The sequence below is a fragment of the Calditrichota bacterium genome (assembly GCA_013152715.1).
In the GTDB taxonomy this organism is placed as follows: Bacteria; Zhuqueibacterota; Zhuqueibacteria; order Thermofontimicrobiales; family Thermofontimicrobiaceae; genus 4484-87.
Map to the genome: position 1 here is coordinate 1 of JAADFU010000077.1, position 25037 is coordinate 25037.

Annotated in this window: 23 protein-coding genes; 21 read left to right on the forward strand and 2 right to left on the reverse strand. The window is 44.1% G+C overall.

The features are described 5' to 3' along the window. Together GXO74_06040 and GXO74_06045 are read right to left on the reverse strand one after the other, a co-directional pair. Nucleotides 1–2966 (reverse strand): hypothetical protein (locus tag GXO74_06040; protein NOZ61223.1); only part of this gene is annotated, 2966 nt, incomplete at its 3' end. A gap of 112 nt (nucleotides 2967–3078) precedes the next feature. After that, a complete protein-coding gene (locus tag GXO74_06045; protein NOZ61224.1) occupies nucleotides 3079–3351 on the reverse strand; it encodes a hypothetical protein in 273 nt (90 codons plus the stop codon). Between the two features lie 352 nt (nucleotides 3352–3703). On the opposite strand from GXO74_06045, the gene GXO74_06050 reads away from it, so the two are divergent. The 21 genes from GXO74_06050 to GXO74_06150 form a co-directional block, all read left to right on the forward strand. Beyond that, nucleotides 3704–4252 (forward strand): DUF4416 family protein, encoded by a 549-nt coding sequence (locus GXO74_06050; GenBank protein ID NOZ61225.1) that lies wholly within the window; start codon nucleotides 3704–3706, stop codon nucleotides 4250–4252. Beyond that, complete coding sequence (locus GXO74_06055; GenBank protein ID NOZ61226.1) at nucleotides 4249–5256, forward strand: phosphoribosylformylglycinamidine cyclo-ligase; 1008 nt, start codon at nucleotides 4249–4251, stop codon at nucleotides 5254–5256. Before GXO74_06050 ends, GXO74_06055 begins: the two co-directional genes overlap by 4 nt. Then, nucleotides 5253–6284, forward strand: coding sequence for an NAD(P)H-dependent glycerol-3-phosphate dehydrogenase (locus tag GXO74_06060; protein NOZ61227.1), 1032 nt, complete (start codon nucleotides 5253–5255; stop codon nucleotides 6282–6284). The genes GXO74_06055 and GXO74_06060 overlap by 4 nt, the downstream gene beginning before the upstream one ends. Nucleotides 6285–6311: 27 nt before the next feature. Next, on the forward strand, nucleotides 6312–7613 hold the full coding sequence (gene asnS / locus GXO74_06065; GenBank protein ID NOZ61228.1) for an asparagine--tRNA ligase: 1302 nt from the start codon (nucleotides 6312–6314) through the stop codon (nucleotides 7611–7613). Between the two features lie 121 nt (nucleotides 7614–7734). Next, nucleotides 7735–8196: a TIGR00725 family protein gene (locus tag GXO74_06070; protein NOZ61229.1), complete on the forward strand. Its 462-nt coding sequence runs from the start codon at nucleotides 7735–7737 to the stop codon at nucleotides 8194–8196. Nucleotides 8197–8252: 56 nt separating this feature from the next. Further along, nucleotides 8253–8528, forward strand: a complete 276-nt coding sequence (locus GXO74_06075) for an acylphosphatase (protein ID NOZ61230.1) — start codon at nucleotides 8253–8255, stop codon at nucleotides 8526–8528. A gap of 48 nt (nucleotides 8529–8576) precedes the next feature. Beyond that, on the forward strand, nucleotides 8577–9101 hold the full coding sequence (locus GXO74_06080) for an adenine phosphoribosyltransferase (protein NOZ61231.1): 525 nt from the start codon (nucleotides 8577–8579) through the stop codon (nucleotides 9099–9101). Nucleotides 9102–9215: 114 nt separating this feature from the next. Beyond that, on the forward strand, nucleotides 9216–10355 hold the full coding sequence (locus tag GXO74_06085) for a hypothetical protein (GenBank protein NOZ61232.1): 1140 nt from the start codon (nucleotides 9216–9218) through the stop codon (nucleotides 10353–10355). A gap of 51 nt (nucleotides 10356–10406) precedes the next feature. Continuing rightward, nucleotides 10407–11555, forward strand: coding sequence for a hypothetical protein (locus GXO74_06090; GenBank protein ID NOZ61233.1), 1149 nt, complete (start codon nucleotides 10407–10409; stop codon nucleotides 11553–11555). Nucleotides 11556–11746: 191 nt separating this feature from the next. Continuing rightward, nucleotides 11747–13048 carry a glucose-6-phosphate isomerase gene (locus GXO74_06095; protein ID NOZ61234.1) on the forward strand — a complete coding sequence of 434 codons (1302 nt, stop codon included), beginning with the start codon at nucleotides 11747–11749 and terminating at the stop codon, nucleotides 13046–13048. Next, complete coding sequence (locus GXO74_06100) at nucleotides 13045–14343, forward strand: hypothetical protein (protein NOZ61235.1); 1299 nt, start codon at nucleotides 13045–13047, stop codon at nucleotides 14341–14343. Before GXO74_06095 ends, GXO74_06100 begins: the two co-directional genes overlap by 4 nt. Continuing rightward, nucleotides 14344–16818: a SpoIIE family protein phosphatase gene (locus GXO74_06105; GenBank protein ID NOZ61236.1), complete on the forward strand. Its 2475-nt coding sequence runs from the start codon at nucleotides 14344–14346 to the stop codon at nucleotides 16816–16818. 21 nt (nucleotides 16819–16839) lie between these two features. Then, nucleotides 16840–18882 (forward strand): SpoIIE family protein phosphatase, encoded by a 2043-nt coding sequence (locus GXO74_06110; GenBank protein NOZ61237.1) that lies wholly within the window; start codon nucleotides 16840–16842, stop codon nucleotides 18880–18882. Nucleotides 18883–19011: 129 nt separating this feature from the next. Further along, the gene (locus tag GXO74_06115; protein ID NOZ61238.1) at nucleotides 19012–19359 is read left to right on the forward strand and encodes an STAS domain-containing protein; all 348 of its coding nucleotides are present in this window, start codon (nucleotides 19012–19014) and stop codon (nucleotides 19357–19359) included. A 24-nt stretch (nucleotides 19360–19383) separates the two neighbouring features. Then, nucleotides 19384–19848, forward strand: a complete 465-nt coding sequence (locus tag GXO74_06120) for an ATP-binding protein (GenBank protein NOZ61239.1) — start codon at nucleotides 19384–19386, stop codon at nucleotides 19846–19848. Continuing rightward, on the forward strand, nucleotides 19841–21637 hold the full coding sequence (locus tag GXO74_06125) for a SpoIIE family protein phosphatase (GenBank protein NOZ61240.1): 1797 nt from the start codon (nucleotides 19841–19843) through the stop codon (nucleotides 21635–21637). Before GXO74_06120 ends, GXO74_06125 begins: the two co-directional genes overlap by 8 nt. A gap of 14 nt (nucleotides 21638–21651) precedes the next feature. After that, nucleotides 21652–22806, forward strand: coding sequence for a SpoIIE family protein phosphatase (locus GXO74_06130; GenBank protein NOZ61241.1), 1155 nt, complete (start codon nucleotides 21652–21654; stop codon nucleotides 22804–22806). An 89-nt stretch (nucleotides 22807–22895) separates the two neighbouring features. Continuing rightward, nucleotides 22896–23144, forward strand: a complete 249-nt coding sequence (locus tag GXO74_06135; GenBank protein ID NOZ61242.1) for a hypothetical protein — start codon at nucleotides 22896–22898, stop codon at nucleotides 23142–23144. Further along, a complete protein-coding gene (locus GXO74_06140; GenBank protein NOZ61243.1) occupies nucleotides 23126–23650 on the forward strand; it encodes a hypothetical protein in 525 nt (174 codons plus the stop codon). Before GXO74_06135 ends, GXO74_06140 begins: the two co-directional genes overlap by 19 nt. A gap of 3 nt (nucleotides 23651–23653) precedes the next feature. Further along, nucleotides 23654–24088 (forward strand): hypothetical protein, encoded by a 435-nt coding sequence (locus GXO74_06145; GenBank protein NOZ61244.1) that lies wholly within the window; start codon nucleotides 23654–23656, stop codon nucleotides 24086–24088. Between the two features lie 152 nt (nucleotides 24089–24240). Beyond that, a partial coding sequence (locus tag GXO74_06150; protein NOZ61245.1) for a gamma-glutamyltransferase occupies nucleotides 24241–25037 on the forward strand: 797 nt, incomplete at its 3' end.

Genomic DNA, 25037 nt, shown 5'->3' on the forward strand with positions numbered 1-25037 from the left:
ACTGCAATTATTTCAGGCGGTGTATGGTCATTGAACTCGTAAGTGTATTGGCTATTTGGCTTAATCGTATTCGGATTATTTGCCCGATCCTTCACGTTGTTCACAGTCAAGGTGTACTGCTGCTCGCTGTGTTTGGAGGTTTTGAGATGCACCGTGACTAAATCCGCGTCCAGCACAGCAGATTCGATCGTAATGCCGCCGGGAATCGAATAATTGGACACATTTTCCGCCGAAGTTTTTTCTACCGGTTCGCTGAAAGTCACGTGTACCGAATCTTCCACAGGAGCAGTGACCGCCACAATGGTCGGTTTCGTCACATCGACGTATTCGTACTGAACAGCGGAATTCGGTTCGATGGTGTTCGGATTATTGGCGCGATCTTTCACGTTGTTCACAGTCAGCGTGTATTGCTGCTCGCTGTGTTTTGATGTTTTCAGATGCACAGTAACTAAATCTGTGTCTAATGTGGCTGATAAAATTGTTATGCTGTCCGAAATAGAATAATTGTCGATATTCTCGGCAGATGTTTGTTCTACAGGTTCGTTAAAGACAATGTTTATGGAATCAGCATCGGGAGCCTGGACAGCAGCGATGATTGGCGGTTTGTGGTCTTCGTACTGGTAAACATGATTACTGATCGGAGAAATCGTATTTGGATTTTGTGCGCGATCCTTCAGATTTTGAATTGAGAGAAAATAAATTTTCCCCTCATCATGCGCTGAAGTGACGAGCGTTACAAATTTGCCTGTAGAATCCAAAGTTGCCTGGTAAATTTCAATGAAATTTTGAATTTGATAATTAACGATGTCGGTCGCTGAGCTCACTTCCAGCGGTTCATTGAATTCAATGAGTACGCTATCCCGATCAACGGCGGTGACGTTCAATAAAACAGGGGGGGCTGTATCAACAAATTCGTAGTTGAAAGTCGTATTTTCGTGAATTGAGTTTGGCGGATCAGCCTGATCCTGAATATCATTCACAATCAGCGAATATTGCCCTTCAGTGTGAGAAGAAGTTGTGAGATGAACAGTTTTTTCATCAATATCTAATTGGGCAGAAATTACAGAAATGCCCGGCTGAATTTGATAATTGTGTATTCTTTCAGCGGATAGTTGATTAATCGGCTCATTAAAAACAACGTCGATGTGAGTATCATCAATGGCATTCACAGTTACTATTTCCGGCGGCATTTGATCAACGTATTCATAGACGAAAGTCGTATTGCTCGCGATTGTGTTGGGATTCGCCGCTCGATCGCGAATGTTATTGACCTGCAAAATGTATTCTTGCGGCTGATGCTGCGTGGTTGTGAGTAGTACCTGATTATTCGCTTCCAATAGCTGCGCAGTTAGTAGATTTACACCAAACAGAATTTTGTAATTATTAGTTGTCTCTGCTGATGTTTGATCAACAGCTTCGCTGAAAGTAACCAACACCGTGGTGTCTGTCAGTGCCTCCACATTTTCAAGAGTCGGAGGTATCTGATCCACGTAATTGTAAATCCAATAATTATCCGATGGGATGACGTTTGGAGTTTGCGCTTTATCTTTTATGTTTTGCACAATCAGAATGTAATGAGCTTCAATGTGCGGCGTCGTGATCAAATGCACAACTTTTTCGGTAACGTCCAGAGTCGCTGATAGCACCTGAACGTCATTAAAGATTTGATAATTTGTGATCGATTCCGCTGCTGCTCGATCTAATGGTTCGCTAAATGTGACAACAATTTGTGTGTCAATAATTGCTTGAACTGATAAAATCGTCGGCGGCGTTTGATCGACGTAGTTATAGCTGTGGCTATTGGGAGTTTGAATGACATTTGGCGGATTGGCCAAATCAGTCACATTTTGAACTTGTAGCGTGTAGCTTCCTTCGTTGTGCGCGGTTGTCGTCAAAAGTACCGATTGTCCGTCTGCTCCAAGCTGAGCTTGCAGAATGACGATGCCGCCGGAAATTTGATAGTTGATGACATTTTCTGCTGTAGTGGAATCTACTTTTTCGGAGAAATTTACTCTAACTTGAGTTTCGCTGAGAGAAACCACGGAAGCAACAGTGGGCGGCACGAAATCAGGAACTTGGTAGATAATTGTCGTTCGAGGTTCTATTGTCTGAGGCGGCTGGCTTTGATCCTGGATATTGCTAACGACTAATGCATATTGACCTGCGTCGTGTTTGCTGGTAGTCAAATGTACCGAATATTCATCGGGATCTAAGTTTGCGTCGAGAATGGAGATAGATGGGATGATTTCATAATTATCAATATCTTCTGCCGATACAGTTTCAACTTTTTTACTGAAAACAATAATGATGTGGCTGGTATCGACAACCTGAATTTCTGTGATCTCAAATGGCGTCTGCTCAGTGAAAGAGTAGTCAATTTGAGAATTGGGCGCAATTACATTTGGTGGATCCGCCAGATCAGCGATATTGTTGACCGTCAATGTGTAATTTCCCACTGGATGAGCAGAAGTGGTCAAAGTGACTGTTTGATCATTCGTGTCAAGAGCCGCAGAATTAATGACGACACCATTGCTGATTTGATAATTGGAAATGGTTTCCGCTGCTGCACGATCTACTTTTTCGCTGAAATTGACGCGAAGTTGAGTTGCGCTGATTAATGTTGCAGAAATAAGAGTAGGCGGCGTTGTATCCGGGATGGCCAGAAAATAGCTCGCTTCTTCGGAATAAGCGCTTTCGTTGCTCGGGGTCGCGGTGTCATAAGCCGTAACCGCAAAGAAATATTCACGTCCTGGTGTTAATCCAGTAACTGTATAAATTGTATCATTGCCAACGTCAATTATGTGACTATAATTTCTTGAAGTCGTTCCAAAATAAACCTTGTAACCCGCTAGGTCATTTTCTGTGTTTGGATTCCAACTTACTGTTAAATCATCGGCAAAAACATTACAAAAAAATAACAAAACCAAGGTGAAAATCAAGCTGCAAGCGCATGTTTTGTTGTTCATCACACCTTCCTCATCCACACGTCCCAAATGTCAGTTTTTTGTCCCTATTTTGTTAAACGAGTCGATCAACCTCCCTTGTGGTCTAATTTCATCAATTTCTCCTTACGTTTGCTTAAGCCATGGCAATTTGTTTTATCTGATTCATAGAATTCGTTTCGGCTTCTGCTCTTTGGGCGCTTTCCATACTGTCGTTCTCGCTGCCATGTGAAGCGCTTTGCTCTCTATTCTCGATTGTCAAATGATAGTAGCCAACAAAATTATGCGCGCCTTCTGTTATTGTAAAAAAAATTTTTAAATTTGCTTCTTCAAAAGGAAAAAAGAAAGTAGATCGAATGACGAATGTATAGCTCATGTTCGGGCTAAATTTTTTCTTTTCTGCCAGCATTCAATTCCCCGAGATTCCTTGAGAGATATTTCCTAATATTCAATTTTCAATAGGCAAATAGAATGCCATCAATATTTGCCATTTTTTAGACATTGAATTATATTGATAACCTTAATTTTAATAGCTTGTTATGTACAAATTTCTCGGCGGGAAGGAGAAGATGCGTTCAGCGAAGTCTTTTTCAAATTGTAATTGTCCATTTGTTACATTATGAAATAGATCAATCTTTTTTTAATCATGGCAACCGTCAAAGTGAATTTATATGGCGTGGCACAATATTTTTCTTGACATTTAAGAATATATTTCTAAATTTATATGACTGATTTTACTTCAATTTGAGCGTAATCAAATTATGGCGAAACCAAAAATACCCTTAAACGTCAAGTTATTCATTGCCATTACTTTTTCAGTTGATCAAACTTATGACCAGATAAAAGAAATTTTACAGAATGAGTTTGGCCCCGTTGACTGTTTGTCGGCGATTTTTCCGTTTGATTATACCCGATATTATTCTCGGGAAATGGGGAGCGATTTGCGAAAGCAATTGCTCGGTTTTGAGCGACTCATTCCGCCTGACAATCTGCCTGAAATCAAGTTACGAACCAATGGCATTGAAGATCGATTTTCCCTGGATGGCAATCGGCGGGTAAACCTTGATCCGGGCTATCTTTCGGCGGCAAACGTTGTCATGGCGACGACAAAAAATTTTGATCACCGAATTTATCTTGGAAAAGGCATTTTCGGCGATGTGCAGTTGCGCTATCGGGCAAATAAATTTCATTTTAATCCCTGGACATATCCGGATTACAAGGATAAATACATTATCGATTTTTTGGCGCGGACGAGAAAAATTTATATGAAAGAATTTGACAGAATGCTGAGAATGGAAGGCGCAAAGTGACTGAAAAGCTCGGCTACAAAGACGCCGGTGTGGACATCTCGGCGGGAGAAGAGAGCGTCAAAGAAATCGCTCGCTTAGCCAAATCCACTTTCAGCGATGCTGTGTTGAAAGATATTGGTTTATTTGGCTCATTTTTTCAGATTGATAAAGAAAAATACCGGCAGCCGGTTCTGGTTTCCAGCGTCGATGGCGTAGGGACGAAGTTGAAAGTCGCGTTTATGGCTCATATTTACGATACTGTGGGCGAAGATCTGGTGAATCATTGCGTCAATGACATCATGACATCTGGTGCCGATCCGTTATTTTTTCTCGATTATCTTGCATTCGCCAGCTTGGATTCAGAAATTCTCGTGAAAATAATTGAGGGACTTGCCCGGGGATGCCGTAACGCAAACTGCGCACTCATTGGCGGCGAAACAGCGGAAATGCCCGGATTTTACCAGCCGGGCGAATTCGACATGTCCGGAACGATCGTCGGCATTGCGGACAGGGAAAATGTCATCGATGGCGGCAAAATTGTCAGCGGCGACATTTTAGTGGCATTGCCGTCCAATGGTTTGCACACAAACGGCTACTCGCTGGTTCGGAAAGTTTTTTTTGAATTGAATAACTTCGGCGTCGATCAATTTGTCCCGGAATTGCAAACGACGCTGGGGGAGGAATTGCTCCGGGTGCACCAATGTTACCAGAGGGCAATTAATGCTGTCAAATTTAAAAATTACGTGCACGGCATGTCTCACATCACTGGCGGGGGAATTGAAGGAAATACAAAGCGCTTGTTGTCAGAAAAATTCAGACTGAAGATTGACTGGGACGTCTGGGAAGCGCCGCCGATATTTAGAATGATTCAGAAATTGGGAAATATTGAAACGACGGAAATGAGGCGCGTCTTTAATTTAGGCGTGGGATTTATTTTTGTGGTTGACAAAAATCGCGCCAGTGACGCCATCAACGATTTAAGGAACGCTGGAGAAAAACCATTTATTATTGGAGAAATTCAATGAATTCAAACACTGACAAACAAAGAGTCGTCGTGTTGGGCGCAGGCAGTTGGGGAATTGCTTTAGCAATGGTTTTAAGCTATAACAATCACCAAGTGACTCTTTGGGAATTCCGACCTGACGCCGCAGATAAATTGAAGAAAACGCGGGATGCCGGCGAGTTTTTGCCCGGTATTCAATTGCCGCAATCCATCGAAGTGGAGAATGATCTGGAAAAGACGTGTCAGGGAAAAGATCTTTTTATCGTTGCGGTGCCTTCGCATGTGGTACGAGAAGTTGCGACGCGAATCGGCGAAATAGCGATTTCGCAAAAGCCAAAGGCTGTGGTGAATGTTGCCAAAGGCGTAGAAAACAAGACGTTGCTTCGCATGTCGCAAGTGTTGCAAAAATGTATTCCCTGGTTGAATCGCGATAATGTTGCGACGTTGTCGGGTCCGAGCCACGCCGAAGAGGTGAGTCGGAAAATACCGACCGCCATCGTTGCTGCTTCTCGGAATCCGGAAATCGCCGAATATATTCAAAAAACGTTCATGAATAAATATTTCCGCGTTTACACTAATCAGGATATCATCGGCGTTGAATTGGGCGGTTCGTTGAAAAATATTATTGCGTTGGCTGCCGGCATTTGTGACGGCGCCGGTTTTGGCGATAACACTAAAGCCGCTCTGCAGCCGCGCGGATTAGTGGAAATGGTGCGACTGGGAACTGCCATGGGCGCACAGGCGATCACTTTCGCCGGACTTTCCGGAATGGGAGATTTGATCGTTACCTGCATGAGTCGCCACAGCCGTAATCGATATGTGGGCGAACAAATCGGAAAAGGCAGAAAATTGCAGGAAATTTTGGACGAAATGGTCATGGTCGCCGAGGGAGTGAAAACCACACGCTCCGCCTATGAGTTAAGCAAAAAATTTGGAGTTGAAATGCCGATCACTGATCAGGTTTATCAAGTGTTGTTTAATGACAAAAATCCTGAAGATGCTCTGTACGAATTGATGATGCGCGGGCCCAAGGAAGAAAAATGGGGTTAGTTACCGGATGATTAAAATGAGAGGAAAATGGAGATGAAAAACGAAACGTACATCGCTGAAATTGCAAAATATAAAGATCAAGTTGTCACTGTGTCCGGCTGGTTGTACAACCGCCGTTCCAGCGGAAAAGTCCATTTTTTGCTGGTACGCGACGGCACGGGAATCATTCAGGCTGTTGTCGGCAGAAAAGATGTGGACGAAGAGATATTTGAAAAATGCAAAGATTTGCCACAGGAATCTTCGCTGAAAATTACCGGTCTGGTGCACGAGGATAGCCGCGCGCCAGGCGGCTACGAATTACACGTGAACAATGTCGAAATCGTTCAAGTTGCTCATGATTATCCGATTACGCCGAAGGAACATGGCACAACTTTTTTGATGGATCACCGACACTTGTGGTTGCGGTCTTCCAAACAACATGCCATTTTGCGCGTGCGGCATGAGATCATTCGCGCAGCGCGCGATTTTTTTGATAAAAAAGGTTTCACGCTGGTGGATGCGCCGATTTTCACGCCGGCTGCCTGCGAAGGCACGAGCACGCTTTTTGAGACCGATTACTTTGGCTCAAAAGCCTATTTGACGCAGAGCGGTCAGCTTTACATGGAAGCGGCGGCCATGGCGTTCGGCAAAGTTTATTGTTTCGGTCCCACGTTTCGCGCGGAGAAATCGAAAACGAGGCGCCATTTAACCGAGTTCTGGATGATCGAGCCGGAAATGGCGTATTGCGATTTGGATGGAAACATGGACATTGCCGAGGAATTTGTCGAATACATTGTGCAAAGAGTTTTGGAAGAGAAAAAAGAAGAATTGAAAAAATTGGAAAGAGACACCGGCAAGCTGGAAAAAGTGCAGCGGCCTTTTCCGCGCATCAGCTACGACGAAGCAGCCAAAATGCTCAAAGATGCGGGTTTGGATTTCGTCTATGGTGACGATTTCGGGGCGCCGGACGAAACCTACATCTCCGACCAATTTGACAGCCCCGTTATGGTGCATCGCTACCCGGCGGAGGTAAAGGCTTTTTACATGAAACCAGACGCTGAAGATCCGAAAAAAGCGCTCTGTGTGGATGTGTTGGCTCCGGAAGGCTACGGCGAAGTCATCGGCGGCGGACAGCGCGAAGATGATCTGGACAAATTACTGGCGAAAATAAAAGAGGACAATTTGCCCAAGGAAGCTTTCGAGTGGTATTTGGATATTCGCCGTTACGGTTCGGTACCGCACTCGGGATTTGGCATGGGTATCGAGCGCGCTGTGGCCTGGATTTGTGGGTTGAAGCACATTCGTGAGACCATTCCGTTTCCGCGTACCATCAGTAGAATGCAGCCGTAATTTTTTTGAATAAAAGATAGGGGAGAGAGGGAGAAAAAATCAACACCCAGAACGTGTAACCCTTCGATTTACCTATCAGTGAATAGTTACCCGTGAATTAACACTTTTTGTGAATGACTCCATGAAAAGAAAACCAATTATTGGAGTAATCGGTCAGGGCAAATTTGTCCCGAATGATGTATTGCGTTTAGCCGAAGACGTCGGAAAGCTCATTGCGCAGCGCGGCGCGATGTTAGTTTGCGGCGGATTAGGCGGCGTGATGGAAGCGGCGTGTCGCGGCGCAAAGGCGGAAAACGGAATTTCGATTGGGGTCCTACCAGGACGCGACACGGGCGACGCAAATGAGTTTGTCGATATTCCAGTTGCCACCGGTCTGGGCGAAGCGCGCAACAGCATTGTTGTGCGAACCGCGGATGTCATCATTGCTATTGGCGGCAAATTCGGCACGCTTTCAGAGATTGGTTTTGCTCTGGCTTTCGGCAAAGGTGTCATTGGGCTGCGCACGTGGCCGGGAATTGAGGGGATTCATTACGTGGAATCTCCGGAACAGGCAGTGAAGCTTGCTTTTGATTTTATCTCATAAAGCCAATGCTGACGCTAGTAATTTTTTGATAGATTAGAAAAAAAAAGGAGCGGGCGATGGAAATTTCTGCTCACATCATTGTCAAAGGACTTGTTCAGGGAGTCGGGTTTCGCTGGTTTGTGGAACGCGAAGCGAATAAATTAAATCTAAAAGGATTTGTGCGCAATCTTCCCAACGGAGACGTGGAAACCGAGGTTGAGGGGGAAAAAGGTTTCGTCGACGAGTTTGTGCAACAGCTAAAAATCGGTAATCCCATGTCCAGAGTGAATGATGTTATTGTTACTCCGGGCGAATTTACCGGTAAATACAGCGATTTTCAAATCAGATTTTGAATTAAAACAGGAATGACCAGCGTTCAGCATGAATGAGAAGGAGAGGAAATGGCCGCATTGAAATCAATGATCAGAGATGTTCCGGATTTTCCTAAGCCCGGAATTATTTTCAAAGATATTACTACTTTACTGAAAGACGGTGAAGCATTTTATCGTTCAATTGAAGAGTTAGCCGCTCGATTCAATCCTGACGAAATCGACAAAGTGCTCGGCGTTGAATCAAGGGGATTTATTTTTGCGGCGGCACTGGCGTACAAATGGAAGAAAGGGTTGGTGCTGGTGAGAAAGCCGGGTAAGCTCCCCGGAGAGAAATTGTCCCAGGAATACGAACTGGAATATGGCGCCGACGCCATGGAAATTCACGCGGACGCCATTAAAAAAGGCGAGCGGATTTTGGTGATTGACGATCTTCTTGCCACCGGCGGAACCATCGAAGCTGCGGTGAAATTGACTGAGCGTCTCGGCGGAGAAATCATTGGCATTGGTTTTTTGATTGAGCTTTCTTTTTTGAAAGGCCGGGATCGCTTTAAAAAATATCGGCTGGAAAGCCTGATTCAATACGATTCCGAATGATGGTATATTTCTATTTTTGAATAATTTTTTGTTGTTTTCAAATTATGCTTGACTTTTTGCTTTTTTGTTAATATCTTGAAGTTAAATAATGTCAAATAATAAGGGGTTTTGAATATGAGGAAATTTCCCTTTCTTTTCGCAGTACTGTTCGTTATTTTTTTCGTGAGCATCGTCAGTTACGCTGGCGGAAAATGGTACAATTTTTACGATCAAGGCTTGAAATTGATGAAGCAGAAACAGTACGCGGCTGCTGTGGAAAAATTCAATCTGGCTCTCAAAGTTAAGTCGAAAGACACAAAGAAGAAAAAAACCTACGGCATGCATTTTATCGAATATTTTCCGCATCGAGAAAAAGGAATTTGTCTGTTCTATCTCGGGCAGCTTGAACGGGCACGTCGCGAGCTTAAACTTTCTCTGCGACAACAATATTCCATACGCGCCCAGAATTTTTTGACTCAAATCAACGGGGGAGGAACGCCGCCGCCAGTGCAGTTACCTCTCAAAAAAGACGAGCAACAAGTTAAACCTCTTCCGCCAAAACCAATTCCTCAAGTAACTTCACTAAAACGTGTCGGCGAACGCATGGGAATTGCTGTGCTGCCTTTTCAAACCAAAGGCCTGGGTCAGGAAATTGGGGAAATCAACATCGTCGAACAGATGATGACCACTTTTTACAACACCGATCGTTTCAAACTTTTCGAACGCACTCAATTAGAGAAAATATTGGAAGAACAGAAGTTAGGCATGACCGGCGTGATTGATGCTTCGACCGCGGCTGAGATCGGAAAAGGTATCGGCGTGGACGCCATTGTGCTCGGTTCTGTGACTCGCGCCGGCTCCAATATTGCCATCGACGCCCGGCTCATTGATACGGAAACTGCGCAGATCATCACAGCTCAGGAAGACATGTGCGAGCGAACAACGATTTCTGATATCAGAGCGATGATTAATCGTCTGGCGCAAAAAATCGTCAATGATCTCCCGCTGGTGGAGGGTTACGTCATTGGCGTCAAAGGAGATGAGTTGACGCTGGATTTCGGTCTGGACAAAGGCGTCAAAAAAGGAATGAAATGCATCGTTTACCGCGAGGGCAGAGAGATTATTCATCCGATCACCAAAAAAGTGCTGGGAAAAGAAACGGAAGAATTGGGTGAAGTGCGATTGATTCAGGTGTATCCCCAATATTGCGTCGCCAAAGTCATTCGTTCACAAGGTGCGATTTTTGAGATTGGCAACAAAGTGATCACAAAATAGATGATAATATTTAAAACAAGTCAACCAATAACAACTTTTTAGGAGGAAACCATGAAAAAACTTGTATTTTTGGCAGTTTTGTTACTGCTATTGCCTGAATTCCTGCTCGCCCAGAGCGTCAATTTAAATTTTATTGGCGCAGGCGCCAGGGCGCGCGGAATGGGCGGCGCTTTCATCGGCGTAGCTGACGACGCCACTGCGGCTTCGTGGAACCCTGCCGGTCTGGCGCGATTGGAAAAGGCCGAAGCGTCAGTCGTGGGCGTATTTTCAAGCTACACTCCCAGCTCCGATGTGGAAGGTTTTGACGCGGAACCCTATAAATATTCCCATGTCGGGTTGAATTTCGGCAGCATCGCATTTCCGCTGGCGATCGGCGAAAGGAATCTGGTGGCGACAGTCGCTTACCAAAACGTCATCGATTTGTATTACAAATATAGCGGCGACCAGTACGAGACCGAGAGAACCGGTGGCGTTAATGCCATTATTCCTTCTGTTGGTCTGCAATTAACTCCGATGTTGTCCATTGGTGCTGCTTTGAATATTTTCACTGGATCCAGCGATTACCAATATACAGACAAAACCGGATTTGGCAGCGATTCAAAAGAAAATTATAATTACAGTGGTATGAACTTCAGCATCGGTGCTTTGTTTGATTTTGAGCGTTTTCGCGTTGGTGCAACCTTGAAAACTCCTTTTGGCTTAAATGAAACCTTGAGCGACTCCGACTACGATGTCGATATTGGCATGCCACAGATGCTGGGAATAGGACTCGCTTTTCAGGCCACAGACGCCCTGTTGGTGGCCGCTGATTACGAAATGCGGGGTTACTCAAATTCCAAAACCACTTATAACAAAGCGTACCAAGGCTATAATGAAGGCGATGAAGCGAGCCTGAACTGGGAAGATATCAATCAATTTCGCCTCGGCGCAGAATATCTGCTCATGAGCGGAAACAATATTTTGCCCATCCGCCTCGGTTTTGCCACGACTCCTTTGCCCTACAAAGATCAAAATGATAAACAAGTCGTCGGCATCAATCTTACTGCCGGAATCGGAATCATTATGGGTAACATGAATTTAGATTTAGGCGTTGAATACAACACTTATAGCTATGAATTTCAGGGGACTGGCACTAGCTACAACTATTCGGATAATTACCTGAGATTCATTTTTGCCGGAGTTTTCCATTTCGGACAATAATCCGACTGATTGATGATTTTTGCAAGGGCGGGGTAGCTAACAGTTATTTCGCCCTTTTTTAATGAAAAATATCGAGGCTGCGTCAGCAATATTTGTATTGATTGTTTTGTTGACAATCGCAAAATTTTTTGCTATCTTGTGATCGCGACTTCAAAAAAACATTGCATTGTTCGTACTACTAAGGATTTGTCATGAATAATAAAATATTTTTAGACTATGAAAACATCACAGCTTTTCTCACAAAAGATGAAATCGAGACGCTTTCTCCGCAAGTCAAGAAAATTAATGAAGCTTTGGAAAAGAGAACGGGAGAAGGCAGCGATTTTCTGGGCTGGCTTGATTTGCCGAACCAGACCATTGATTCCTACGCCGGTTTTCAGGAACTCGTTTCAGAAATCAGGCAAGAAGCGGACGCCTTTTTGGTCATTGGCATCGGCGGTTCCTATTTAGGCGCAAGGGCCGTAGTCGAAGCGCTCGCGCCGAGCTTAAATGAGAAAAGTCCGATGACGCCGGAAATTATTTTCGCCGGATACAACATTGATTCCGGGTACATGACGAAACTGTTGGAATATTTGAAATCAAAAAACGTTTACGTCAATGTCATTTCGAAATCAGGAACCACGACCGAGCCGGGGATCGCATTTCGCGTGGTGAAAGCCATGATGGAAAAAGTGTACGGCAGAGACGGCGCCAGGAAACGCATCATTGCCACCACGGACGCCGAAAAGGGCGCTCTGCGGAAAATGGCGAGCCAGGAAGGGTATCGAACTTTCACGATTCCGGACGACGTGGGCGGACGATTTTCCGTTTTGACACCGGTGGGACTGTTGCCCATCGCTGTGTCCGGAAATTATGTGGAAACTCTGCTCAGTGGCGCTCGTGAAATGAAAGACAACTTGCGCAATAATTCAATTGAAGGCAATATCGCCAATATTTATGCGTCAATCCGCTATTTGCTTTACCAAAAGGGGAAGACCATCGAAATTCTTGCAAATTTTGATAAAAAACTCATCTATTTCGCTGAATGGTGGAAACAATTATTCGGAGAAAGCGAGGGCAAAGACGGCAAGGGCCTTTTCCCGGCGTCGGTTAATTTTACTACGGATTTGCACTCTCTGGGTCAGTACATTCAACAGGGACGGCGGGATTTGTTAGAAACTTTTCTCATTGTCAATAAAATTCAGGATCACATTATGGTTCCCGAGGACGTGCAAAATCTGGACGGCTTGAATTATCTTTCAGGAAAAACATTTCATGAAATTAATCTCAAAGCGCATCAGGGAACTGCGGCGGCTCACCGCAACGGCGGCGTTCCCAACATGACAATCCACATTCCGGAAGTGAATGCTCATTGGTTGGGCGCGCTCATTTTCATGTTCGAGAAAGCGGTGGCTGTTTCCGGCTATTTGCTCGGCGTGAACCCCTTCAATCAACCGGGCGTGGAAGAATACAAGACGAATATGTTCAAATTATTAGGAAAACCTGGCTATTGAGCGCGATGATTTTTAAAAAATTAATCAAAAATAGAAAATTATTAGCAGCAATCTTTCTGATTCTCTCTGTGCAGATTTTCCATTATTGCGCTGATCGGAAACGAAGCAATCCACTCGATCCGAAGAATCAGGACACAGCAGGCAGACTGCAAAATTTGCGCGTTTATTCGGAATCCGATCGGGTCTATTTGTCGTGGAAGCCCGTTGCCCTGGAAAATTTACGCGGCTATCGCATCTATCGCAAAACCGGCGATGCCAAAACTTACTCTGCGATTCAAGATATTCCGGCGGATTCTTCGACTTTTGTAGATAATAATGTAACTTATAACACGCGTTACACGTATCAGTTAACGATTCTTGGCGAGGATTTTGAAACAGAGCCGAGCGATTCGGTTTCTATCATTCCCGGGCCAACTGCAATTTGGGTCGGCGATGTTTACGATAGGCAAGTTTTTAAATTGTCTCATGACTGCGCCCATGAAATTTTCCACATTCCAGTGAACGGTTACCCCTGGGCGCTGGCGTTGGAAAAGAACCAAAATCGGCTGTGGCTGACTGACGTACTGTTCAACGAAATTGTGCGTATCAATTTGGCGGATCAGGAGCAAGTCGCCATCGACAGATTCTATTACGGCGATCCGGTGGCTATTAAAATCGACGAAAAAAACGGTTTGGTTTGGGTCGCTGACGAGGACAGCGGCGTTGTGCACGTTTACTACACCAGCGGGCTGAAACAAAAGGAAATTCCTGGCTTTCAAAGGATCAGCGACATCGGATGTTTCTTTGCGGACGGAAACTGTTGGGTTGTTGATTCCGGGCAAAAGAAATTGTTTGCGATTCGCAAAAATTTTTACGTTTCAGAGGCGCAACTCAATTTGCAAGCGCCGTTCAGACTCGCTGTGAATCAGAGCAGCGGAGAGCTGTGGCTGATTGATAATGGTAAAGTTCTGAAAATAAATGCGTTAGGAAAGCTGCTCTTTGAGGCAAATTACCAATTCAACGACCCTTACGCTGTCGCTGTTGATTCCGACAACGGACGCTGCTGGGTGTTGGATTGGCTGAATGGCGCAAATAATTCAAAAGTAATTTGCCTGTCGCCGGATGGAGAAAAAATGTGGGAGAAAAGCGGCTTTTCCTATCCTGAAAATATAATTGTGAATCCCGATGATCACGGATGCGTCATCGCTGACACTGGAAACGGACGAGTAGTGAAACTCACGAAAGATGGGGAAATTTTCGGCGAAATGAATGGATTCTTTTTTCCGTACGGCCTGGTCATTGAAAGAGAGAGGTAATTGGTCATTATGCATCGTACTGGTTGGACAAAAACAGATACGTTTGTTATTTTGTTGGGAATTTTGGGGTTGCTGATTTTCTTGCATTTTTATCCGAAAAGTCTGCCCGAGGCCGGCATAAAAATGCGTCTTGACAAAAAATTGATCGTCGAAAAGGCGAAAAAATTTTTAAACGATCAGTCAGTCGAGTTAGGTGAATTGCGCGCTTTTCCTGCTTTTGTGCACGATGCCAATGCGCTTCATTATTATCAAGTAAGTTCAGGGATCGAAAAGGCAAATCAAAAAATTAGCAGCGGCAAAGTCCCTGTCTTCTACTGGCGCGTTCGTTTTCGGCAGCCGCAGGATTTCGGGCGACTCGTTGCGGTCTCTCAGAATAATCAAGACACTGCTGAAGATGTAGTACAAAAAATGACGAAAGACACCTTGGTCGTCGATTTGACTACTGAAGGGGAAGTGCTCGGTTTCAAAATTTCCTTTTCTCTCGATTCAGTGAAAACTATCGCTCGCGATAGCGCTTTGCAGACAGCGAGACAATTTTTGCAAGTTCAAGCCCGAATTAATTTACAGAAATTTCAACTGGCGGACTCAACCGCCGATGCGAAAAAAATGGCATCCGTCTGGAATTTCGTCTGGAAACGCAGCGAACGAATCGACCACTTCGAGGAAAAAATCAGTGTTAAACTCGCCGGCTCACACGTTGTTCGCTTTTCCCGCGAGTTCAAGCCGCCGGAAATTTATAACAACTCTAACGATTACCAGGAAATCAGAGGCTTTATCGTTGTTATTACTGCTATCGTCATTTTTATTCTTTTGCTTGTTCTCTTCATTTACAAATTAAGAAATGATCAAATAGAGCAAAAACACAATATTCTCTTGAGTTCGTTTATTGCTCTGTGCTGGGTTGTAATGTTGGCGCAAAGCCTCATCACCACTGAGTCCAAAGGGCTGATTCTTTTTCTGATGCCGATTATCGTCACCACGCCATTCATTTTTTTGGGATTTTTAATTGCCAGCAGCCTCGGCGAATCAGAAGCGCGCGAAGTCTGGACTGAAAAACTTTTCACAATGGATATGTTCCGCAGCGGTTCTTTCTTTTTTCCCCAATGGTCGATGTCGATTTTGCGCGGGTTTGCGCTGGCGTTCATTTCGCTGGGAATTTTAGTGCTGGGCGTTCAGTTTTTTAGCTGGAAATTTGATTTCTTTACCAGACTTGACAAAGAGCATTTGTACAATACATTTTCCATGATTCCGGTTTTTTACATCTTCGTTCAGGGAATTATTAACGTCAGTTTTGGCGAGACCATTTTTCGCTTGTTCAGCGTGTCGTACTTAAAACGGACGTTGAAAAAACCGATCTTGATTTTTGTGGTGGCATTGCTTGCCTGGATTCTTACCTATGGCTCTTACGCTGGGTTAACATTTTCTTCCTTCTGGTTGACTCTGGTAATGAATGTCCTGCTTGGCGCATTATTAGTAATCTTTTTCATGAAATGGGATTTCCTCACTGTGCTCTGGGGTGCATTTTCCTATTATTTGATTCGCGAATTGCATCCGTTTCTATTTTTTGACAATGAGTCGCTGGTTTACAACGGCTATGCGCTGTGGGTATTCCTCATTGTTGTGTTTGTCATTGCGCTGCTGGGATTACGCTCCAAACAGCAGGAAAAAACTTTACGTGAGTACGTGCCTGATTACAAAATTCGGCAGCAGGAGCGGGAGCGGCTCGCTCGTGAATTGGAGATCGCGCGGCAGGTGCAGAGTAGCTTTTTGCCGGAAGAAAATCCGCAAATTCCCGGTCTGGATATTGCTAGCGTCTGTATCCCGGCCAAAGAAGTCGGCGGCGATTATTACGATTTCTTGCCTCTGGGCGAGAATAAATTAGGCATCGTCATCGGCGATGTTTCCGGAAAGGGAATTCCCGCGGCGTTCCACATGACGCTCACAAAGGGTTTTTTGAAATCGCAGGCAAAACTCAATTTGTCGCCGCGCGGGCTTTTGATTCATCTGAACGAACTTTTCTGGGAAAATGTCAAGCGCGGCACGTTCATCAGTATGATTTACGGCATGATTGACGTGGAGAAAAGGAAATTTACTTTCGCCCGCGCCGGTCATAACCCGTTGCTGATCAAAAAGATGAAAGATCAGGAACTGCAAGCGGTGTGTCCGAATGGCCTGGCGTTGGGCCTTACTGCCGGGAAAATATTTGAAGATAACATCGAAGAATTTGAATTGACGCTGAACCCGGGCGATGTGATGATGTTTTACACGGACGGTTTCTCCGAGGCGATGAATCCTGACAAGGCGGAATTTGGTGAAAAAAAACTGGAGGAACTGCTGAGTGAGATCGGTCAATTTTCCGCGCAAAAAATTCTTGACCACATTGCGAAAAACGTGACGAGTTTTGTCGAAGGCGCCCCTCAGCACGATGACATGACAATGATTATTGTGAAGATTTTGGATGAATCGGCAGCTTGACAGGATTTAGAGGAAGATAAATTGAAAAAATCAATAGCAATTTCCGTTTCTTTGTTGATTTTGCTCATTCTGTTAGCAGAATTTTTTATCAATGAGAACGCCGGCGCTGAAACTTTTTCTCCTCGTTCGTTTGTCATTATTTTTGTCGTGTTGTTTTGCTATTTTATTTCGCAGTCGTGGGCGCAATCGCTGTCCATTTACGGAAAAATTAAAATCATTCTCGCTCTGAATTTATTGCTTTTTGCGATCAATTATTTCTCCTCCTTATCCTTTGACCAGTTTGCCAAAAGCAGTTTAAATATCCCCGGCTTGCTGGTTTTTCTGTCCGATCTGGTTTTTATCGGCCTCTTGCTCAGCCTCATTCATGGACTCGTCAGCATTCAACGCAAAAAAAATACGAGAAGAAATTTCATCATTTTTCTTGTTTTTTTGTTTAGCTTCAGCCTGTTTGGTCAGCAAATGACCTATGCCTATAGCAGAAAATTTTCGCCCACATTCCCCATAGCAATGAGCTCGAGAAGTTTGTACGATATATTCATCGTTCTTTTTATGATTTACGCCATGGTGATTAATTCATTCCGGTTGCGGTGGATAAAGTTCCTGAATAAAAGTCAGAAGATAAAAACGTTTTTTGTCTCTGCAATGATTATTTTTCTTTTAGTGCTATTAATATCAAAGTCTGGCCATTTACTGGGAGACATCAGCGCAGTCGCTCATCGGCTGTTCACTGCGTCGATCACTTTTGTTATTGTCTATTTTTCATTTTCTATCATATTGATTTTGCTGTATTTACCAACGGCAGGCGCGCTCGACAGAAAAACAAAAGAACTCGCCTCTTTGCAGCAACTCTCGCGCTCCATATTAGGTGTATTTGATCTGAACAAAGTGTTTGATATCATTTTGCAGCAGACAATTGAAATCACCGGCTCAAATTATAGCTGGCTCATCTTAAAGGAAAGCGGCAAGCGGAGTTTCCGATTGATGGCGGAAAATGGCATGCCTGACAAAATGAAGGACGTTTTTTGTCAACCTACAAAATTGAACGTTGTCAAATGGATTAATGACCACAAAAACGTGCTAATGATTGATCGGGTTGGCAAGGATGACCGCGTTTCTGACATCGAGAAATGGAGACACCGTTCTGGTTCACTGTTAGCCATACCTTTAATTTCAAACAAAAAAATTCTGGGAATTTTGTTTGCTGTTAAAAATACTGAATACGGATTTATGGCAGATGATCGCAGTTTGTTGGCGATGTTTGCCAATAACGCGGCGATTGCCATTGAAAACGCGCAATTGGTGGAAAAATCTTTAACAAGAGAAAAGTACGAACAGGAATTGAAAGTGGCGCACGAAGCGCAAATGAAACTTTTGCCCGCGACAACGCCTGACATTCCCTCGCTGGAAATAAGCGCTGTCTGCATCACGGCAAATGAAGTCGGCGGTGATTATTATGATTTTTTTCAATACAGCAAAAATTCGCTGGGCGTCGCGATTGGCGATGTATCCGGCAAGGGGGCAGAGGCGGCATTTTACATGGCCGAAGGCAAGGGCATTCTGGAATCGTTCGGCCAAATCGACCGCGTTCCCGCGGAATTGCTTTGCAAAGCGAACGAAGTATTGTACAAAACTCTGGACGCGAAAACTTTCATCAGCATGCTCTTTGGCGTTTTTGATTTGAAAAAGGGAATTGTTAGCTTTTCCCGCGCCGGCCACTGCCCATTGCTTTACTGGAAAGCCGAAGATGAAATGGTTTATCTTGTGGAACCTTTAGGTATGGCTTTGGGCCTGATTTCCGGCAGCGTGTTTAAAACGACGCTCAGTCAGGAAGACGTTAAATATAAGAAAGGCGATATTTTTGTTTTGTTCACTGACGGCGTCACAGAAGCAATGAATGAGAGCCAAGAGGAATTTGGCGAGGATCGATTGTGTGAGTTGGTTATTGAGCACCATCAAAGTTCCGCGTTCGAAATTCAGTCAGCCATTTTAGCGGAAATTAAGTCATTTGTCGGCGACGCCAGTCAGCACGACGATCTCAGCCTGATAGTGATAAAACCGAAATGACATGAATAAAGTTTTTCATAAATTCATATTGATTTTCAATTTTCAAAATGTTAGATTGAAATGCCGTCAATTATTTAAATATCGAGATAATCGGAAGTTGCATTTCAACGCTCAAAGAGGAGAAAAAGAATGGATTCATTTGAAGTCGCTGGTCGTCGCCAGGAAAAAGTCGAAATTCTGGCGATCAAGGGATATTTAGACGCACATACGGCTCCTTCGCTTGAAAATGCGCTGCAGGAATTAGTTACTGCGGAAAAATATCAGATTGTGATCAATTTCAAAGACTTGGCTTATATCAGCAGCGCCGGTCTGGGCGTGATCATGGGATTTATTGAAAATGTTCGCGATCACGGCGGAGACATCAAGCTGTGCGAGATGAACGCGAAAATTTATCGTGTGTTTGATCTTTTGGGCTTCCCCAAAATTTACGACATCACTGACAAAGAAGCCGAAGCGGTGAAAAAATTTAACAGTTGATTTGAAAAAAGGACGGGCTTTATTTTGGAAACTCATAAACAAACATATCGCCTGAAAATTCCGGGTGAAACTGAAAATCTAGAGCTCATTCGATCCTTTGTTTCTCATATCGCGCAGATGGGTGGTTTTGATGAGGACGATATTTACAAAATCGAACTCGCTGTGGACGAGGCGTGCGCTAATGTGATCAAACACGCGTACAAGGGACGAAAAAAAGAAAATATCGATCTCGTTATTGAAATTGATTTTAATAAATTGACTATTATCATTACCGACCAAGGTGTCGGGTTCGACGTCGACAAGATTCTGAATCGGGACATGAAAGAATATCTGGCGCAAATGAAAGTTGGCGGATTGGGAATTCACCTCATCAAATCGCTCATGGATGATGTGGAGTTCAAATCCCAACCCGGCGAAAAAACAGAGGTGCGCATGACGAAATATTTTGTCAAGGACGGCAAAATAGAAGGCAAGCAATCTAATGAATGAAAATGATAACTTTAAAAAAAACATTTCTTTAGACGAGTCTGAAACCCCACAGCGAAAATTAGACGAAAAACTGATGGAGCTGCACACCCTGTTTGAAGTCAGCCAGACGATCAATTCTTCGCTGAATTTGAACACTATTCTGGACAACGTGCTACTGACACCAATGGGGAAAATGCTTATTTCGCGCGGCATCATTCTCCTCAAAGATGAGGAAAAAAATGGCTTCTTCGTCAAGAGCTGCAAGGGATTACCGGCAGCAGAATTGCTGGAAAGAAAGGCTTTCAATGATTTTGAGCTGACAGCTCCGACAAATGTTGCGTCGTTAGAAAACGAAAACGGCCCGGTTCGCGACTATTTCCGTGATTTGAAAATCACGCTTCTTTTGCCCATTCGTTCGAGCGACAGACTGATCGGCATTGTCGGCTTGGGCGCAAAAATGAACGGCTGTGACTTTCAACAATCGGAACTGGCATATTTGCAATCTGTCGCCAATATTGCCGCACCGACCGTTCAGAACGGCCTGATGGTGATGAAATTGCAACAGGTCAATCGCCGCCTCGATAAAAAAATACTGGAACTCAATACTTTGTTCGAGATCGGGCGGGAATTGATCACAACGCTGGATCAGAAAAAAATACTCAACATGCTCAGCTACGCCATAATGGGCGAGATGCTGGTTAATCGGTGCATTATTTTTTTGGAGGCCGACGGGGACTATTGTTTGGCGTCAACAAAAGGGATGCGCCCTGACGATGATTTGACTGAAATCCGGAGCCAGGAATTTTTGCAGAAACTTTTCGGATTGAAAAAACCGGTGGATGTGCGTAAAAAAGCAGCATCTTTTTCTGCTGGGATTTGGGAAGAATTTCAAAATATGGGCTTTGCCGTTCTCGTTCCCATGGTTTTGCACGATGCCGTACGCGGCATCATTGCCATCGGAGAAAAAATTACCAGCGTTCCTTTTGAAGCGGAAGATCTGGAATTTCTGTCAACGCTGGGAAATGAAGCGCTCATCAGCCTTGAAAATGCCCGGCTTTTTCAGGAGGAATTGGAAAAGAAGCGTATGGAAGAAGAGTTGACGCTCGCCAGAGAAATCCAGCAAAAATTACTTCCACCGACGTGCCCGAGTTACAAAAAATTCGAGATTGCCGGCGTCAATGTGTCCAGCTTGCAGGTCAGCGGCGATTACTTTGACTGCATTCCGCTTGACGAACAACGCGTCTGTCTTGCTATTGCTGACGTTTCCGGCAAAGGCACGCCGGCGTCGCTGCTCATGGCGAATTTGCAAGCCACGTTGAACGCGCTGATGGAGCCGAACACCAATTTGGTTGAAATCACCGGAAAAATTAATAACCTGATTCACAAAAATACCAACTACGACAAGTTTATCACTTTTTTCATTTGTGTGCTCGACGTCGAATCGGGAGAATTGGAGTACGTCAACGCCGGCCATAATCCGCCGATTTTGGCGCGAAAGGACGGAAATTACGATTTGCTGTCCACGGGCGGTTTGCTGTTGGGAATGATGCCGAACGTGCCGTTCGAAAAAGGGACCACAGAAATGCGCGAAGGCGACTGGCTGGTCATGTACACCGACGGCGTCACAGAAGCGCAGGACAAAACAGGGGACGAGTTCGGCGACGAGCGGTTGATTGAATTTATTTTAAAAAATAGAGAAAATTCAGCGGAAAAAATGAAACAAGCGCTGCTGAATGAAGTGAAAGAATTCACAGAAAATTTGCCTCAAAGTGACGATATTACATTGGTAATTGTCAAGGCGAGAAATTAAACGGAGCAACTTGAATGGCATCGATTTTGCTGGTGGATGACGACAAGAATATTTTATTTCTGTTATCAGAAGCATTAAAAAGAGATTATGACGATTTGACCATGGCGCTCGGCGGCGAGAAAGCGCTGGAGATCATCAAAGAGAATGATTTTGATCTTGTCATTTCCGATTTGCAAATGCCGCGCGTTGACGGAATGGAAATTTTGCGCGCGACAAAAGAGAAGAATCGCGAAACAGAAGTGTTGATTGTGACCGGCTATGGCAGCGTGCGCACCGCGGTCAATGCCATGAAATCCGGAGCGTTTGACTATTTGTCCAAGCCCATTGACGTGGAAGAGTTGCGGCTCAAAGCGGCGCAGGCGCTGAAACATCGCGATTTGAAAATTCAAAACGAACAGCAGCAGCGCGCCATCGCGGAATTTAATGAAATGATTCAGCGCGATTTGAATCTGGCGGAGCAGGTGCACCGTAGCCTGATTCCCGAATCGACACGAATCGAAAATATCGATATCGGCATTAAATACCAACCGATGATCAGCCTCGGCGGCGATTTTGCCGATATTTATTACGATCAAAATAGATATCTTTTCATTACGCTGATCGACGTGACGGGCCACGGCATCAGCGCATCGCTGTTGGTGAACCGGATTTGTACCGAAGTGAGAAGGCTGGTGCGCGAAGAACTCGATCCGGGCGAAATTTTGTTTCATCTCAACAATTTCATCATCGAAGTGTTCGACAGCATGGGCATGTTTTTGACAGCGATGGTTTTGAAATTGGATTTAGAGAAATTTTCTCTCACTTACGCCGGCAGCGCCCATCCGGACCTTCTCATTTTTGATACGGACGAAAGAAGTGCGAAACGCTTTCCTGCGCAAAATTTAATTATCGGTTTTGAAAAAACTGATCCGCAAAATTTTAAACAAAATAGCGTAAAATTGAACCCGGGCGACAGGATATTTCTTTACACCGACGGTTTAATTGAAGCTGAAAACGAAAACCGTAACCAGTTGGGAATTAATGGTTTAATAAAAATAATTGAAGCTTTGCCAAATAAAAAAGTGCGCGATTTTGTCGATGAGATTCTTGCTAAACTTGACAAGCAGGATTACAATCAGGTGCGGGATGATGTGTTTTTGATTGGGGTGGAGATTTTGGATTCCCGATAGAAGCATTCGGGCATGACAAATTAACGAAAATTAATATTTTTCAAAAAGTGTCCGGTACTGAAAATTAAAATAAAAAATGAGGCAAACAGATGGAAAACACTTTAACCGTTATTGAAGACCTGACGCGCGAAATGAATAAACCAGAGTCTGAAGTTATCTCTATGGCATTTCAAACGGGGATCAAACAACTCTGGCGGGAACATATATTGGGAAAATTTTTGCGCGGTGAAATTACGAGGAATGAAGCGATTGAATCCGTCGGCATCGACTGGGTGGAATTAGCCGAACGCCAACACAAGGCGACAATGGAGGACCTCTCGTGGGCATTAAAAAAATGAGTGTCGTTTCTGATACAGGACCGCTGCTTCACCTGTCAGAAATTGGATGCGCTCAATTACTCCTGCAGTTTAAGAAAATATATACGCCAGAAAGTGTTTGTGATGAATATGAAAAACATAAAAGAACAAGTGATGCTGATGTTCTGAACTTTAAAAATGTAAAACATATATCGGTTAAAGAAAGTAAACTCAAGGATTTCATTCGGCAGTATAATTTGGGCGAATTGCATTTAGGTGAAACAGAATGCCTGTATCTCTGTCAGAATTTATCAGTCGATGTGATTTTAACAGATGATTTAGCTGTCAGAGATATTGCCAGCAATATGGGTATTACTCCAGTCGGTTCCCTTGGCGTTATCATAAAATCGTATCGAGAGAAAACGATTTCCTTGCCTCAAGCTGAAAAATTAATATTTGATCTTTACGAAACAAGCAGCCTTTTTGTAACAAGAACAATCGTTGAACTTGTTATCGAAGAATTAAAAAAATATGAAAAGTCGAGATGAGTTATGCCACGAAGAAGAAACAGAGCACAATCCGATTTGTTCAACATAAGAGAACGCCTTTCAACAGCTCCCTGTGTTTTAGCCATCCGTAATGCAGTGGAAGCCTGGCGGGAAGGCGGACATAGGGGCGTAACAAAAACAACAAAGGAACTCTTAAATTACTGGTTTTTCACTGATCACAAACAGCCCAATGGTTCAGTATTTCGCTATTATGTTTCTCAACGTGAAGCGATTGAAACATTAATTTATGTTTACGAAATCAAAAAAATACGAAGCAGAAAGCAGTTATTGGAAAAGTTTGCTTATTCCGGAGCAGACCTGCGTTTGCCGCCGCACGATGATTTCGCTCGCTTTTGTGTAAAAATGGCAACAGGCAGCAAATCTGACGATTCAATTCCTTTGGCGATTGGATTTAAGGCGTTAACCTTTGAAAGTTAACATCGGTTGGTCATTCGTATTTACAGAAATAAATCAGCAAGACGCTAATCCCTATTTTAAGGAAAACAAATAATTTTGACAGGAAATCAGACACATTTATATTGATAATGCCACACATATTTTACGCTGAAAAATTAAGGGGAGGAATCTCGTTGCCTAAAAAAAAGTTGTTGTTGGTCGAAGTATTACTCTTGTATTTTATCTGTTCATTTCTGACTCTGCCCGCCGCTGACGTCACCAGCCGTCACGCCATGGTGGCGACTGCAACTCCTATTGCCTCGCAAGTAGGCATTGAAATTTTGAAGGAAGGCGGCAACGCAATAGATGCGGCGATGGCGATTGCTTTTGCGCTGTCCATTGCCGAGCCCAATGCTTCCGGAATTGGCGGAGGCGGATTTTTACTGCTAAAAATGGCGGATCAGGAAAAACCGGTGATGATCGACTACCGCGAAATGGCGCCGCTGCGGGCGACGAAGAAGTTTTACTACGAAAACGAAAAGTCATTTTCTAATTTGACGCTACAGGGCATCTATTCCATCGGCGTGCCCGGATTAGTCGCCTGCGCTGAAACTGTGCTGCCGAAATACGGCACAATGACGCTGTCGCAAGTTTTGCAGCCAGCGATTAGTCTGTGCAACAATGGCATTGTGGTCAGCGAGAAATTGAGCGGTATGATTATGGACAATCTGGAGAAAATTGCACAATATCCGGCGACGGCGAAAATTTATTTAAAAGATATGCTTCCGTACGAGGCAGGAGATACGCTGCGCAATCCGGATTTGGCAGCGACATTTCGAAAAATTGCCGAGGACGGCGGTTCGGTTTTTTATCGCGGAGAAATTGCCAAAAAAATCTGCCAGACAATGAAGAAATACAACGGGTTGCTCGATAGTACGGATTTGAAATTTTATCAGGCAAAAGAAAGAACTCCGGTGATCGGAACTTATCG